Below are 14,199 nucleotides of genomic sequence, written 5' to 3'. Positions count from 1 at the left end.
ACTGGGTGGATGACGGGGCTTGGCGGATGAGCGGAACCCGGCGCAAGCAGGAAGGCAGATGGGCCTGGCGGCTGACCGGCTTCGTCACGGTCTGCGTCTACATCTTCATGTTCGCGCCGATCGTGGCGACGGTGATCCTGTCGTTCAACGCCTCGATGTTCGGCGGCTTCCCGATGACCGGCTTCAGCCTGCAATGGTACGGCAAGCTGATGGCCAACGAGGCGGTGCTGGCCGCCTTCCGCACATCCTTGTGGATCGCATTGGTCACCGCCCTCGTCACCACCGCCATCGGCGTCACCACTGCGTTTGCCTTGGTGCGCTTCGAATTTCGCGGCAAGCAGGCGCTGAGCACGCTGGTGATCCTGCCGGCGCTGGTGCCCGAAACAATCCTTGGCGTCGGCCTGCTGGTGCTGATCAAGGCCGTCGACCAGCCAAGGACCATGCTGCTGCTGGTGCTCGGCCATATCCTGCTTGCCGTGCCCTATGTCGTGCTGATCGCCCAGGCGCGCATGATCGGCATCCGGCGCGTCTACGAGGAGGCGGCGCTGTCGCTCGGCGCCTCAAGGGTCTCGTCCTTCCGCGAGATCACGCTGCCGCTGCTCATCCCGGCCGTGGTCGGCGGCGCGCTGCTCGCCTTCACCATCTCGTTCGACAACACCTCGGCCAGCCTGTTCTGGCGGCCGGCCGGCGTCGAGACCATGCCGACCCAGATCCTTTCCATGCTCAAGATCTCGATCAGCCCGGAAATCAACGCGCTCGGCACCGTGATGATCCTGGTGACCGTCGGCATCCCGCTGATCGGCGGCCTGATTCTGCAAAGCCTGACGAAACTGAGAAGACGTGGCGAACCAAAGGAGGATACACAATGAAACTCACCACCACGAAGCGGCTGGAACGGCTGCATGACCGATATGCCAATGGCGATTTGAGCCGCCGCACTTTCCTGACGCTGACGGCCGCCGCGGCGGCATCGGCCGGCCTTTCCATGCCGTGGATGGGCCGGGCGCTCGCCGCGGTCCAGGAGGTTCGCTTCGACGGCTGGGGCGGCACGGTGCAGGACGCGATCGACAAGTTCGCCTTCCAGCCCTACACGACCAAGACCAAGATCAACGTGGTCCAGGGCACGTTCGGCGACGAGGACGAGATCATCACCAAGATCAAGACCGCCAAGCCCGGCGACTACCAGGTGATCCATTCCTCCGGCGTCAACTACTACATCAAATATGTGAACGCCGGCCTGACCTCGGAGATCAACGAGGCCAACATTCCCAACATGGCCAATGTGCTGCAGCCGATGATCGAGCCGTTCCGCAAGCTGACGCCAAAGCTGTCGGCCGTGCCTTATGACTACGGCACGACCGGCATCGCCTACAACACCAAGGTGATTTCGCCCGAGGAAGCCAAGGAAAAGGGCGCCGGGCTCCTGCTCGACAAGAAATATGCCGGCAAGGTCGGCGGTTATTCCGACATGACGACGCGCGTCTGGTACGCGGCGCTCGCCACCGGGCAGGACCCCAACAATCTCAAGGACATGGACGCCATCTGGGCCAAGGTGCGCGAGACGCGCGACCTCGCGAAGAAGTTCTGGAGCTCCGGCGCGGAGCTGATGGACCTGCTTTCCAAGGGCGAGATCGTGGTCACCGATGCCTGGTCGGGTCGTGTCGCCGCCCTGCAGGACCAGGGCCATCCGATCGGCTATCTCGATCCGGCCGGCTCCTATGCCTGGATGGAGGACATGCTGATCCTGAAGGGCTCGCCCATGGCCGAGTGCGAGGAACTCATCAACTTCATGCTCGACCCGGCGACCTCGATCGCGGTTGCCGAGGGCCAGAGCTATCCGCCGTCGCTCGACCCCAACAAGGTCAAGCTGACCGAGAAGATCGAGAAGCTGCCGGCATTCGACAAGACGGGCACGATGAAGTCGCTGACCTTCGCCGATCCGACCTACTGGGCGACCAACGAGGACGCCTGGACCAAGCAATGGAACAGGATCTCCAAAGGTGCCTGACAGCCAGGACACGACACTCCATCCCCGGCCAGTCCTGGCCGGGGCAGCCGGCGCGAGCGCGGCCGCCGAGGCAGACAGCCCGGCGGTCGAGTTCCGCGACATCGACATCGCCTACGGCAAGTTCGTCGCGGTACGCGATTTCTCGCTGTCGATCCGCAAGGGCAGCTTCGTCACCCTGCTCGGGCCCTCGGGCTGCGGCAAAACCACGATCCTGCGCTCCATCGCCGGCCTGGTCGACATTTCGGGCGGCCAGATCATGATCGACGGGCGGCGGGTCGATGACATCCCGATCTACAAGCGCAACATCGGGCTGGTCTTCCAGAGCTACGCGCTGTTCCCGCACAAGAACGTGTTCGACAACGTCGCCTTCGGCCTGAAATACCGCAACGTGCCGAAGCCCGAGATCACCCGCAAGGTCGGCAAGGCGCTGGAAATGGTGCGGCTGCCGGGCAGCGAGAAGAAGCTGCCGTCGCAGCTGTCTGGCGGGCAGCAGCAGCGCATCGCGCTTGCCCGCGCCATTGTCTTCGAGCCGCAGGTGCTGCTGCTGGACGAGCCGCTATCGGCGCTGGACGCCAACATGCGCGAGGAGATGCGCGTCGAGATCAAGAAGATCCAGAAGGAAACCGGTATCACCGCCATCTTCGTCACCCACGACCAGGAAGAAGCGCTCTCCATGTCGGATCGCATCGTGGTGATGAACGCCGGCGCCGTGGAGCAGATCGGAACCCCACAGGAAGTCTATGACACGCCGGCCACGGCCTTCGTCGCCGACTTCCTCGGCAAGGCCAACATGCTTGCCGGGACCGTGAGCAGGTCCGGCCAGGCGGTGGTGCTTGCCAGCGGCCAGACCATCACGGTGGCCTCTTCAAGGCCGCTTGCCGAAGGCAGCAAGGTCACCGTCGTGGTGCGGCCGCAGAAATTTTCGGTCGGTGCGGCGGTGAGTGCCAACCGTCTGTCCGGCCGCGTCGTCTCGGCCTCCTATCTGGGCGGCAGCGCAATCTACGAGATCGACATCGGCGGCAAGACCCACCTCCGCGTCAACGCGCCGATCGCTGGCCGCGTGCTTCGCGAAGGCGAGGCGATCGACCTTGGCTTCGACCCTGAGGGTTGCGTTCTGCTTGATGAGGATGGTCGGCGGATTTCCTAGGCGCCGCACTTCACGTCGCGGACTTCATTGTATCATCGCTCCGCCGGGCATGCGGTTTGGATGCCTGAGATGCGTCGGCGTGATGCCGGTCTGCTGGCGGAACACGCGGCTGAAATGGCCGGCATTGGTGAAGCCGCAGCGGTAGGCGATGTCCCCGACCTGCAGGTCGCTGCCTTCCAGAAGCGACTTCGCATGATGCACCCTGAGCGCCAGATAGGCGGCCATCGGGCCGATGCCCAGTTCCGAACCGAAGAGCCGTTCGAGCTGGCGCCGCGAGCAGTTCAGGCGGCTTGCGATCTCGGCGACCGACAGCGTCTCCTGGAAATTGCTCTCCATCAACAGCAGGGCGCGCTTCACCGCCCGGCTCGACGCACCGGGAAACAGGTCGCCCACCGGCTGCACGTCCCTGCTGCTTCTGATCCGGTCGAGGACGAGGATCTTGGCGGCCTTTTCGGCCGCCTTCTGGCCGATGAACTGGGATACAAAGTGACCCGCAAGGTCGGCGGCACCAGTGCCACCGGCGCATGTCGAGCGGCCCCGGTCGACGGTAAACAGGCTGTCGGCATGAGCGTTCACCTCCGGGAACCGGCTGCGGAAATCCTTGATGTGGAACCAGCTGACGGCGGCGCTATAGCCATCGAGCAGGCCGTAGCGCGCGAGCACGAAACTGCCCGTGCAGAGCGCCGTCAGCGGCACCCCCTTGCGTGCGGCCCGCAACAGGAACGCCTCCTTTTCGGAACTCAAGGCACGGTTGGTGTCGAGCAGCCCGCCGACCACGACGACATTGTCGAAATCCTCCGGATTGCCGATCCCCCCGGTCGGCAGCAATTCGACGCCGCAACTTGCCCGGATCGGCAGACCGCGTTCGCCGACGATCTCCCAGTCGAACTCTATCCTGCGGCTGCGATCGCCCTCATCGCCCGCCAGGCGCAGCGTGTCGATGAACAGCGACAGCGGCGATAGGGTGAAGTCGCGAACCAAGAGAAACGCAAACCGCCTGGCCATTGTTGTTCGAAACCGTCCCTATGCCCTTAACCTGATAGCTCAAACCTTTGGTCCCGTCTTGGCGCTTTCTTGCCCAAGGCGCGGCTCCGTCCCGGCCAGAAGCCGCCGGATGTTGGCGCGATGGCCGTGGGAATCGAACCGAAGAGATAGGCGATCGCCAGTCCGGCCACGCTCGCTACCCAGAAGATCATCACGTTCCCCCTGTTGCGGATCAATCGTCACTCCCTTATATCGCCACTGTCGGAAAAGGCAGGGTTGGTTTGGTAAGCCCAACTCCCCTTCGCCAGCGAAATCGTTCGCTGAGAAGGCTCTGGTCTTTGGCTTCGTGCACAAGATCCCCGCGACGAACATCGGACGCTGATGGCGCCCAATCGTTCGTCCGTGTGGTTCTCAAAGCGAGGAACGCTCCGGTCGGACATCGACCAAGGAGCAGTTCATGCAAAACCCCAACCCATATGATGTCGTGATTGCCGGCGCCGGCCCTGTCGGCCTGTTTCTCGCCTGCGAGCTTCGCCTCGCCGGCCTCCGCGTGCTCGTGCTGGAGCAGGCCGAGCATCCCGCCTCGCCTCTCAAGCGTCTGCCTTTCGGCATGCGCGGCCTTTCGGCGCCCACCATCGAGGCTTTCCACCGTCGCGGCTTGCTCGCCGACATCGCCGCGCCGCGACAGGCGGCCGGCGACGTCTCGGCCGCCGCGCACTGGATTAAGCAGCCGCGCCGGCCGGGCGGCCATTTCGCCGGCATCCAGTTCCATCTCGACGCGGTCGACTCTTCGAAATGGCCGTATCGCCTGCCCGGCCCAGCCGGCACCCACACCGCGTCGGACATGGAGGCGATCGAAACTCTGCTGGCCGCGCGGGCAAGTGCGATGGGAGCCGAGATCAGGCGCGGCCTCGGCGTCGAGGGTTTCGACCAGTCGGACGGGGATGTGGCCATCCGTGCCGGCGGCGCAATTTTTCGCGCGCGCTGGCTCGTCGGCTGCGATGGCGGCCGCGGCACGGTCCGCAAGGCCGGCGGCTTCGAATTCGTCGGCACCGATCCCGAATTCACCGGCTATTCGGTCGACGTCGAGCTGGCCGATCCCGAAAAGCTCGAGCCCGGCCGTCACTACACGGCGACGGGCATGTATACTTATGGACAGCCGGGCACCATCGCGATGGTCGAGTTCGACGGCGGCGCTTTCCACCGCACCCAGCCGATCACGCCGGAGCATGTGCAGGCGGTGTTGCGCCGCGTCTCCGGCACCGATGTCACGGTGACCGCGCTGCGGCTGGCCACCACCTGGACGGACCGCGCCTACCAGGCGACCGCCTACCGCAAGGGCCGGGTGCTGCTCGCCGGCGACGCCGCGCATATCCACTCCCCCTTGGGCGGCCAGGGCCTCAATCTCGGCCTCGGCGACGCGATGAACCTTGGCTGGAAGCTTGCCGCCACCATCCGTGGCGATGCGCCGGCAGGCCTGCTCGACAGCTATTTCGAGGAGCGTCATCCCGTCGGCGCCGATGTGCTCGACTGGTCGCGCGCGCAGGTCGCGCTGATGCGCCCAAGCCGCGATTCGCGGGCGCTCGCGGCCATCGTCCGCGACCTCATCGACACGCGCGACGGCGCCACCTATTTCGCCGAGCGCGTCTGGGGCGTTGGCCTGCGCTACGATCTCGGCGGCGCCCATCCGCTGGTCGGCCGCGGCGCGCCCGATTTCGGGCTGGCCGACGGGACGAGGCTGGGGGAGCTCATGCGCTCTGGACGCGGCCTGCTGCTGGACTTCGATGGCCGCGCTCCGCTCCAGGCGCTCGGCGGTCGCTGGAGCGGGCGGATCGCCTATATCGCCAGCGATGCCCGAGAGCGACTGGGCCTCAGCGCCCTGCTCGTGCGCCCCGATGGCTTCGTCGCCTGGGCCGCTGATGGCGAGCCCGACATCGAGGAGGCCACCCAGGCCGCGTCACGGTGGTTCGGCGAACCCGAATAGGGCGTGGAGGAGACCAGGGTCCGCGCGAGATCGACTTTCTTCGACCTCCCCGCGCTGGCTCGCGCCCAAGCCGGCCATCCCAGCTCAGCATGGAGGGACGCCAAATTGATTGTGCCGTAACGAATTCGACCCGGCGGCAAATGCTATTTGCACAATCCGGCCTACAACTTGACCAATCATGCGGCCTCGTAGTAAAATACAGATGGGTTGGGATGATGACTTGCAACGCGATTTCTTTTCATTCGCTTTGGCTGCGAACGTCTTGCCATGCATATGCGCGGCCAAGTGGCGGGTCGCATGATGAGATGCCTGGTCATCAATTTGGACCGGTCACCTGGTCGGCTTGCCCATATGACCACCGAGTTTGCACGGATCCAGGTAAAATTTGAGCGTGTTTCCGCCGTTGACGGGATGAAACGGCCGGAGATCGCCGCGATGTCGCGAATCCTGTCACCCACCGAAATTGCCTGCTTTCTGAGCCATAAGGCATGCTGGCACATCATTGCGGAGGGCGACGAAGCCTATGGCGCGGTGTTCGAGGATGACACGGTCTTCACCGCCAAGGCAGGCCCGTTGCTTGCCGACGTCGGCTGGATACCAGCCGACGCAAGCATCATCAAGCTGGAGACGGTCTTCAAGAAGGCCGTGATAGCGATGATGCCGTCGCATGTCGGCTTCAGTTTTTCGGTGGCGAGGCTTTACGGACTGCATCTTGGCGCTGGAGCCTACATCATTTCAAGGAAGGCGGCCCGCGACCTCCTTCAAGCGACTGGAGATTTCAATATTCCAGTCGATCACGTGCTTTTCGACCCCACGCTCGCGACGTCATCATCCGAGACCATCTATCAAATCCTGCCCGCGGCTTGCGCGCAGGGGGTGTTTCTCAAGGACAAATCGATCGAATTGGCGAGCCAGATAGAGCAGGATCGATCGCCGTACCAGATGAAGCGCAATCTCGTAAAAAAGCGCAGAAAAACTCCGTTGACGACCGTCAAGACCGAAGCACGGCGGGTGGGCTTGCAAATCGCCAACATCTGCCGGTTGAGGCTGGAGAAGACGATACCGTTCCACCATCATGGAGCGCGCGTTCGGCGCGGCATGATGGTGATGGAATATCCACACCATTCGGCGCCGCCTAATGCCAATACCAATCTTGATGTACCATCAAATCGGTGAGGCCGCCGGAAAGGGTGGCCCGTTCAGCCATTTGACGGTCTCCCCACGCGCCTTTCGCCATCAGATGAATTGGTTGAAGCGCCTGGGATGGACAGGCCTGTCGATGCGTGACCTGAAACCCTTTCTGGACGGAGAAAGGTCCGGGAGGGTGGTTGGCATCACGTTCGACGATGGCTTTCGCAATGTCCATTCGAACGCGCTTGCGACCCTTCAGAGATGTGGTTTCACCGCAACCAACTACCTGGTCAGCAGGCAGATTGGTGGCTTCAACAAATGGGATGCGGGGCTCGGCATCCCGCACGCCGCCTGCATGTCAAAGGAAGAGATACTGGATTGGGTCCGCTCAGGTCATGAGGTGGGTGCCCACACGTTGGACCACGTTCGCCTCACGGCTGCCGCGCCGGCCGAATCCCGGCGCCAGATCACCGATGTTCGCCACGAGTTGGAAGATCTGATCGGCAATACGGTCGATGCCTTCTGTTACCCCTACGGCGATGTGTCCGAGGAGATCAGGAGCGTGGTTGAGGAGGCCGGCTATGCCAGCGCCACAACCACTCGCGGCGGCAGGGCGCGGTCGGAAGACGACAGGCTGCTTCTCCCACGGATATCAGTGCGCCCAAACGACGGCATCTACAGCATCCTGCGCAGGTGGCTCACCGGCTGATTGCTGTCGCCGTTATCGCACATCGCCCGAGTGGAATGTGCAAGCTGGCCGGATCAAGGAACTGTTTGGCCCGATTTCGGTTGTCGGCCGTGGTAACGTGGTTCCAGCAAGGCACCTGATGAGCAAAAAGGACACATGACCGACAAGAAGCGCGGTTCACTGCGCAAGATGGTGAGCGGCATCGTTGCGGCAATTGCCGCCGCTCCTGATCGCGCATCGGAGCGCGGCGGTACCACAGCTGCGTCACTCGTTGCCGAATGGCCGCTGCCGCCATCGGCGACGCTTGGGTCCTCCATGCGCCTGAAGGGGATCGAACGCGAAATCAGGGCCAGACTGCCGTGGACGGTGAGGACGTTCGCCAAGGCCGAGACGGGCCGAATCGTCTTGCGTATGGTGAAAGCCGACGCGGATGCGTTCCAGGCCGCCTCGGCAACCATTGCCAGCACACTGGAAGGGATTGAAGCGCTGCCCGTGCTGCCGCGCGAGGCCGAGGACATTCTCACCATCTCCGCCCGCGAGCGTCACAAATGGCTGAAGGACGGTCGCCTGAAAAGCATCGGCACGCGCACCGTGAAGATGCGTGGGCGATCCAAGGCCGTGACCTTCCATGTCTTCGATCCACGGCACATCGAGGACGTTCTCGATCGTGACCTGGCGACCGCCTGGCGGGAAGAGGACGCGCGCGAAACATCCGAAAACAGGCGGCGCGGAGCCGGCAAGGCCGCACTGACGCGAGCAGGCAAGCGGAGCGGCAAGGTCCGCAAGACCAGAAATCCGGGTGGGGAGGATGCGCCGAAGCTCGAAGGCTGGGACACGTTCGAGGCCGAAGGGCTGCTGCGCTAGGTCAATTCCAGGAAAAGCGTCTAACGCCTTTCAGCCTACGGATATTTCGCCTTGTCCGGGCCGCCCGCCCCCAGGTCACCCTGCAATTCCTTCGGCAGCGGCAGGCTCGAACATTGCAGATGCACGTCGCGGGCGAGCAGCTTTCGCTGCTTCTGCTCGTGCTCCTTGGTGGCCGCTATGATCCCCAAGCCATACGGGCCAAGTGCGACGAATTCCCAACCCGGATGCGTTTTTTCGCGGACCGCGTAGTCCGAGGCCGCCGCCCGGGCTTGCTGGCATTGCGGCGTTGCCCATTTCTGGTCCTGCTGCGAAAGCGAGGCTCCGTAGTCAACCGGAGAGGTCGCGCATCCAGCCATCGTCGCGGCCAGTGCGGACATTGCAATTGTCATCGCAATTCTCATCCCGAAGCCCCTTGCTGTCGCCGTCCCGCTCTCGGCAGGCTTGCCCGTCGTCGTGCCCGCGCCAATCACGTATCCGCGATGTCTCGTCCAAGCGCTTGCCATAGACCTCGCTCCGTGTCGATCTTCCACGGTCAGAATCGAGCTGCGTGCCCGGAACCAAATGACAGGCGAGACTGTTCAGTTGTGACTTTGACACAGCGCTGACGCGCCTGTCCGGTCGGACAAGCGGCAATTTGAGGAGCTTTTATCATGAAAATTTCATCTGGATTTCGCTCGATAGCGGCTGCCGCCATCGCCACCGCGGGCATTGGCTTTGCCACCGCCGCGCATGCCGATAGCGGCACGATCCGCTTCTCCGTCTACAAGGCGGCCTTCTTCGTCGGCGGCTCCGGAGGCGAAGGGACCTTCACCTTCCATGGTAAAAGCTACCCCATCTCGATCGGCGGCGTCTCGGGCGGCCTCGCCTTCGGCGTCTCCAAGACCTATTTCCGCGGCACCGTGCGCCATATCAGGCGCGCCCGGGACGTGACCGGCGTATATGGCGCGGCCGGCGGCGGCGGCACGCTCGGCAAAGGGGCCCAGGTGATCGTGATGACCAACGACAAGGGCGCCCAGCTCGAGCTCACCGGCAAACAGGTGGGCCTGCAGGTCAACGCTGACCTGAGCGGGATGGCCATCTCGCTGAGATAGGCTGTCCCCGGAGCGCGTCGCCATCGACCATGCGGCGCGCTTCGGCGCACATTCCAAAAGCTGGAATCAGCTCCGCAAGCCCGGCGCTTCCTGTCCGGTGCGCTCGACATATTCGGTGTAGCCGCCGCCATAGGTGTGGACGCCTTCGGGCGTCAGCTCCAGCACGCGGTTCGACAGCGCGGCCAAAAAGTGCCGGTCGTGCGAGACGAACAGCATGGTGCCCTCATATTGCGACAGCGCCTCGATCAGCATCTGCTTGGTGGTGATGTCGAGGTGGTTGGTCGGCTCGTCCAGCACCAGCAAATTGGGCGGGTCGAACAGCATCAGCGCCATCACCAGCCGCGCCTTCTCGCCGCCTGACAGCACCCGGCATTTCTTCTCGATCTCGTCGCCGGAAAAGCCGAAACAGCCGGCAAGCGCCCGAAGCGGCGCCTGGCCGGCCTGCGGAAAATTGTCTTCCAGCGTCTGGAACACGGTGCGCTCCCCTTCCAGAAGCTCCATGGCGTGCTGGGCGAAATAGCCCATTTTCACGCTCGGTCCCCGCGCCACCGTGCCGGCATCGGGGTCGGAGGCGCCGGCCACCAGCTTCAACAGCGTCGATTTGCCCGCGCCATTGACGCCCATGATGCACCAGCGCTCGCGGCGGCGGACCTGAAAGTCGAGCCCTTCATAGATGGTGCGGCTGCCATAGGCCTTGTGGACGTTCTTCAAGGTGACGACATCCTCGCCGCAACGCGGCGCCGGCTGGAACTCGAAATTCACGATCTGGCGCCGCTTGGGCGGCTCGACGCGGTCGATCTTGTCGAGCTTCTTCACCCGGCTCTGCACCTGCGCGGCATGGGAGGCCCGCGCCTTGAAGCGTTCGATGAAGGCGATCTCCTTGGCCAGCATCGCCTGCTGGCGCTCGAACTGCGCCTGCTGCTGCTTGTCGGCGATCGCCCGCTGCTGCTGGTAGAATTCGTAATTGCCGGAATAGGCGGTGAGCGAGCCGGCATCGATCTCGACGATCTTGTTGACGATGCGGTTCATGAACTCGCGGTCGTGCGAGGTCATCAGCAGCGCGCCGTCATAGCCTTTCAGGAACTGCTCAAGCCAGATCAGGCTTTCGAGATCGAGATGGTTGGACGGTTCGTCGAGCAGCATGACATCGGGCCGCATGAGAAGAATACGGGCCAGCGCCACGCGCATCTTCCAGCCGCCCGACAGCTTGCCGACATCGCCGTCCATCATCTCCTGCGAAAAGCCGAGACCGTCCAGCACTTCGCGCGCGCGGCCATCCAGCGCATAGCCGTCGAGTTCCTCGAAGCGATGCTGCGCCTCGCCATATTTCTCGATGATCTCGTCCATCCGGTCGGCCTGGTCGGGATCGGCCATCGCGGCCTCTAGCTCCGCCATCTCGGCCGCCACGTCGCTCACCGGTCCGGCGCCGTTCATCACCTCGGCCACCGCGCTGTGGCCCGCCATGTCGCCGACATCCTGGCTGAAATAGCCGATGGTAACGCCGCGATCGACCTGCACCTGGCCCTCATCGGGCTGTTCCTGGCCGGTGATCATGCGAAACAACGTCGTCTTGCCGGCGCCGTTGGGGCCGACAAGGCCAATCTTCTCGCCCTTCTGCAGCGAGGCCGACGCCTCGATGAAGACAAGCTGACGGCCGTTCTGCTTGCCGATGTTTTCCAGTCTGATCATGGGAATTCCAGCCGCGATATCTGCGATGATGAGGATTTGCCCGGCGCCTTACGCGAATGATGGTGCCGGGGGAAGAGGCAGAAGCGCCGCAGCGGTCAATCAGGCATCGTGCAAGGGCGGCGGCGGGTGCCCGCGATAAGACAGGAAGATGGCGCAAACGGTGGCCGATCGCGTCACTTGATCGCCCCAATCGCATATCTATCATCCGCAGGGGCAACCGGGTGGGTTTCATGGGCGCGTCGCTGTCGAGGGTTTCGGCTCTGCTGCTGGTGGTGTTCGTCGCGTTGCTCGCCGGCACATCGGCGGGCCGCGCGGGCCTTGCCATGAGCCAAAGGTGCGACGGCAGTTGCGCCGACACGCTGAAGGCATGGCTGGCGGCGGAACAATCGGCATGGTTTCCGGTGCTTGCAGGCCCGGCCGAGCGCTTCGAGGTGGCAGGCGGCCAGACCGCCTGCCCGGCCAGGCAAGGCGCGCAGCCCATCGTCCACGCGATCGTGCTTGCGCCCTACTACCGCCACTTCATCGAACTGCCAGGCACGCAGAACGACGCCGTGTTGCTCAAGGCGCTGTTCGAGAAGCGCGGCGTCGCGCCTGAGAACCTGCATGTCATGAACGGAGACGCGGTGACGCGCAAAGCCGTGCTCGACGTCATGCGCTCGACCGTTGCCTGCGCGCGTGAGCGCGACCAGGTGGTGGTGAGCTTTTCGGGCGGCGCGGGCTCCTACATGAAATGGGGCACGCACGCGAACGCCGCGGCCTTTCTCGAGCGGCGTTGCTCCAATCCCTCGCTTGCCGCCGAGACGCGGGCCGAACTGTGCGCGGATACGGTCAGGGACGCGGTGTCGGAGCGCTTTCTCGAACTCGAGAAAGACTTCAACGAGCATGTGCTGTTCACCTCCGACGCCGTCATTGTCAGCCACGAGTACATGGCCGAGGGCTCGGCCGTGAGCGGCATACGCACCAGCGAGCTGTCGAACTTCGCCATCCAGCTCCAGAACCGCGGCGCCGACGTCATCTTCATTTTCGACACCAACTATGCCGAGGATTTCAAGCTACTCGAACAGAATGAAGCCGCCCGCTACAAGGCGAGGTGGCATTGGCAGCGCGGCGACGCCACTGCCCCCCCGCCCGCCGACGCCATCGAACTGTTCGGCGCGGGCGAAATGGCGGCGCTCTATGCCACGCGAGCGAACGAACTCGGCTATGAAACCAGCCACACCGGCGATGTCGTGCTGGGCGAGCTGACTTTTGCCGTCTCGCAGGCGCTGCGCAGCAACCCCAGCCCGACGATCGAACAGCTTGCCCGCGAGGTCGACCGCACCATGGCCGAGCAAAAGCGGGACCAGATGCCGGTATTCGAGGCGACCAACCCAAACCTGCGCTTCCTGGCGACGCGCGACGAGCCGCAATCCAACCCCGACCGCATCGAGGTGATCAACCCCAAGCTCAGCCGCGGCGCCACGCCGATCCATGATCCGCAAATGGACATCGTGGCGCGCTACAGCGGGCCAGGACCGGCGGGTTTCGCCTCGATCGATGGCGTCAATGTCGAGATCGACGCCAACGGCCAGTTCCGACGCCCGGTCAAGCTCGAAACCCGCGGCGAGCTGCCGATCCGCGTCTATGGCCGCGATGCCTCACTGCTTGCCGAACGGCGGCTTCTGTTCGGCGAGAGCGAGACCGTGGCCTCGCTGGCGCCGGTCGGCCGACGGCTGGCGCTGGTGATCGCCAACCAGCACTATCTCGATCCCGCCTTCCCGACGCTGCGAACCCCCATCGATGACGGCAAGGCGGTGGCGCGGTTGCTCGCCCAACGCTTCGGCTACACGACGACGCTGACGATGGCGTCGGGGACGCAGCGCAGCCTGCTGCTGGTCGACGCCACCAAGGCCGACATCCAGAAGGTGCTGTTTGATCTGCGCAAGTCGCTGACGGCTGAGGACCAGTTGCTGATCTACTACGCCGGGCATGGTCAGACCGATCAGGAGAACACAGCCTATTGGGTGCCGGTCGACGGCGATGCCAGCGAGGATTTCACCTGGGTGCGCGCTTTCGAGATCACCGAGGACCTGCGCAAGCTCGCCTCCGGCTCCGTGCTGCTGATTTCGGACTCCTGCTATGCCGGCGGCCTGTCGCGCGATGCGGTGAAGGCGCCCGTGGGCCCGCGCGAGCGCTACCTTGCCAAGTCGACCCGCTTCAAGGCGCGCCAGCTGATCGCCAGCGGCGGCGACGAGCCGGTGCAGGACGGCGGTGGCGGCAATCACTCGCTGTTTACCCGCGCCCTGCTCGAAGGGCTCGCCGAAATGCCCGACAAGGTCTTCACCGCCAACGAGCTGTTCGCCGGCAAGCTCAAGCCGAAGGCCATCGAATATGCCTTCGCGACATCGGCCAACGGCCAGACGCCTGTCTTCTATCGCATGATCCAGGCCGGCGACGAGCCGGAGTCCGAATTCGTCTTCGTCGGCAAGTGAGCCGCCGGCGTCCGTGAGGCGTTCCCTGGCAGCCCTCACCCCTGCCCGCGCCTCATAAAAATCGGCGGACGGTCGAAATCCGCGCCTGTCGAACGACTTCGGCGCGGTGGCCCGCACGGCCCGACCAGCAACGCCAACAGGA

General features: G+C 64.1%; 12 protein-coding genes. 9 read left to right on the top strand and 3 right to left on the bottom strand.

Features of this window, described 5'->3' with window-relative positions; genetic code table 11:
- Positions 1–26 precede the first annotated feature (26 nt).
- From LB569_RS18765 to LB569_RS18755, 3 genes are read left to right on the top strand one after another with little or no spacing between them, the layout of a single operon-like run.
- Positions 27–869, top strand: a complete 843-nt coding sequence (locus tag LB569_RS18765) for an ABC transporter permease (RefSeq protein WP_224693616.1) — start codon at positions 27–29, stop codon at positions 867–869.
- Positions 866–2,008 (top strand): ABC transporter substrate-binding protein, encoded by a 1,143-nt coding sequence (locus LB569_RS18760; RefSeq protein WP_224693615.1) that lies wholly within the window; start codon positions 866–868, stop codon positions 2,006–2,008. The genes LB569_RS18765 and LB569_RS18760 overlap by 4 nt, the downstream gene beginning before the upstream one ends.
- The gene (locus tag LB569_RS18755; protein WP_224693614.1) at positions 2,001–3,155 is read left to right on the top strand and encodes an ABC transporter ATP-binding protein; all 1,155 of its coding nucleotides are present in this window, start codon (positions 2,001–2,003) and stop codon (positions 3,153–3,155) included. The genes LB569_RS18760 and LB569_RS18755 overlap by 8 nt, the downstream gene beginning before the upstream one ends.
- A gap of 24 nt (positions 3,156–3,179) precedes the next feature.
- Here the strand turns inward: LB569_RS18755 and LB569_RS18750 are convergent, their stop codons facing one another.
- A complete protein-coding gene (locus tag LB569_RS18750; protein ID WP_224693613.1) occupies positions 3,180–4,160 on the bottom strand; it encodes a GlxA family transcriptional regulator in 981 nt (326 codons plus the stop codon).
- A 436-nt stretch (positions 4,161–4,596) separates the two neighbouring features.
- On the opposite strand from LB569_RS18750, the gene LB569_RS18745 reads away from it, so the two are divergent.
- From LB569_RS18745 to LB569_RS18730, 4 genes are all read left to right on the top strand, one after another.
- Positions 4,597–6,123: an FAD-dependent monooxygenase gene (locus LB569_RS18745; RefSeq protein ID WP_224693612.1), complete on the top strand. Its 1,527-nt coding sequence runs from the start codon at positions 4,597–4,599 to the stop codon at positions 6,121–6,123.
- Between the two features lie 267 nt (positions 6,124–6,390).
- Positions 6,391–7,299, top strand: coding sequence for a glycosyltransferase family 25 protein (locus LB569_RS18740; protein ID WP_318013125.1), 909 nt, complete (start codon positions 6,391–6,393; stop codon positions 7,297–7,299).
- Positions 7,262–7,963, top strand: coding sequence for a polysaccharide deacetylase family protein (locus LB569_RS18735; protein WP_224693611.1), 702 nt, complete (start codon positions 7,262–7,264; stop codon positions 7,961–7,963). Before LB569_RS18740 ends, LB569_RS18735 begins: the two co-directional genes overlap by 38 nt.
- Positions 7,964–8,098: 135 nt before the next feature.
- Positions 8,099–8,806, top strand: coding sequence for a hypothetical protein (locus LB569_RS18730; RefSeq protein ID WP_224693610.1), 708 nt, complete (start codon positions 8,099–8,101; stop codon positions 8,804–8,806).
- Between the two features lie 35 nt (positions 8,807–8,841).
- Here the strand turns inward: LB569_RS18730 and LB569_RS18725 are convergent, their stop codons facing one another.
- The gene (locus LB569_RS18725) at positions 8,842–9,207 is read right to left on the bottom strand and encodes a hypothetical protein (RefSeq protein ID WP_140709096.1); all 366 of its coding nucleotides are present in this window, start codon (positions 9,205–9,207) and stop codon (positions 8,842–8,844) included.
- A gap of 249 nt (positions 9,208–9,456) precedes the next feature.
- On the opposite strand from LB569_RS18725, the gene LB569_RS18720 reads away from it, so the two are divergent.
- Positions 9,457–9,897 (top strand): hypothetical protein, encoded by a 441-nt coding sequence (locus LB569_RS18720; protein WP_140708803.1) that lies wholly within the window; start codon positions 9,457–9,459, stop codon positions 9,895–9,897.
- 66 nt (positions 9,898–9,963) lie between these two features.
- Here the strand turns inward: LB569_RS18720 and LB569_RS18715 are convergent, their stop codons facing one another.
- On the bottom strand, positions 9,964–11,586 hold the full coding sequence (locus tag LB569_RS18715) for an ABC-F family ATP-binding cassette domain-containing protein (RefSeq protein ID WP_224541359.1): 1,623 nt from the start codon (positions 11,584–11,586) through the stop codon (positions 9,964–9,966).
- Between the two features lie 230 nt (positions 11,587–11,816).
- Between LB569_RS18715 and LB569_RS18710 the strand changes: the two genes are divergently transcribed.
- A complete protein-coding gene (locus tag LB569_RS18710) occupies positions 11,817–14,057 on the top strand; it encodes a caspase family protein (RefSeq protein ID WP_224693609.1) in 2,241 nt (746 codons plus the stop codon).
- Positions 14,058–14,199 lie beyond the last annotated feature (142 nt).

Source organism: Mesorhizobium sp. BH1-1-4 (genome assembly GCF_020165665.1).
Classification (GTDB): domain Bacteria; phylum Pseudomonadota; class Alphaproteobacteria; order Rhizobiales; family Rhizobiaceae; genus Mesorhizobium.
Note: the sequence above shows the minus strand (reverse complement) of the source record. Positions and strands in the feature narration are given on the sequence as shown.

Excerpts from the sequence above, each read along its gene's own strand:
- LB569_RS18765 (WP_224693616.1), top strand. The coding sequence starts at position 27 with ATGAGCGGAACCCGGCGCAAGCAGGAAGGCAGATGGGCCTGGCGGCTG.
- LB569_RS18760 (WP_224693615.1), top strand. The coding sequence starts at position 866 with ATGAAACTCACCACCACGAAGCGGCTGGAACGGCTGCATGACCGATAT.
- LB569_RS18750 (WP_224693613.1), bottom strand. The coding sequence starts at position 4,160 with ATGGCCAGGCGGTTTGCGTTTCTCTTGGTTCGCGACTTCACCCTATCG.
- LB569_RS18745 (WP_224693612.1), top strand. The coding sequence starts at position 4,597 with ATGCAAAACCCCAACCCATATGATGTCGTGATTGCCGGCGCCGGCCCT.
- LB569_RS18740 (WP_318013125.1), top strand. The coding sequence starts at position 6,391 with ATGCATATGCGCGGCCAAGTGGCGGGTCGCATGATGAGATGCCTGGTC.
- LB569_RS18735 (WP_224693611.1), top strand. The coding sequence starts at position 7,262 with ATGCCAATACCAATCTTGATGTACCATCAAATCGGTGAGGCCGCCGGA.
- LB569_RS18730 (WP_224693610.1), top strand. The coding sequence starts at position 8,099 with ATGACCGACAAGAAGCGCGGTTCACTGCGCAAGATGGTGAGCGGCATC.
- LB569_RS18725 (WP_140709096.1), bottom strand. The coding sequence starts at position 9,207 with ATGAGAATTGCGATGACAATTGCAATGTCCGCACTGGCCGCGACGATG.
- LB569_RS18720 (WP_140708803.1), top strand. The coding sequence starts at position 9,457 with ATGAAAATTTCATCTGGATTTCGCTCGATAGCGGCTGCCGCCATCGCC.
- LB569_RS18715 (WP_224541359.1), bottom strand. The coding sequence starts at position 11,586 with ATGATCAGACTGGAAAACATCGGCAAGCAGAACGGCCGTCAGCTTGTC.
- LB569_RS18710 (WP_224693609.1), top strand. The coding sequence starts at position 11,817 with ATGGGCGCGTCGCTGTCGAGGGTTTCGGCTCTGCTGCTGGTGGTGTTC.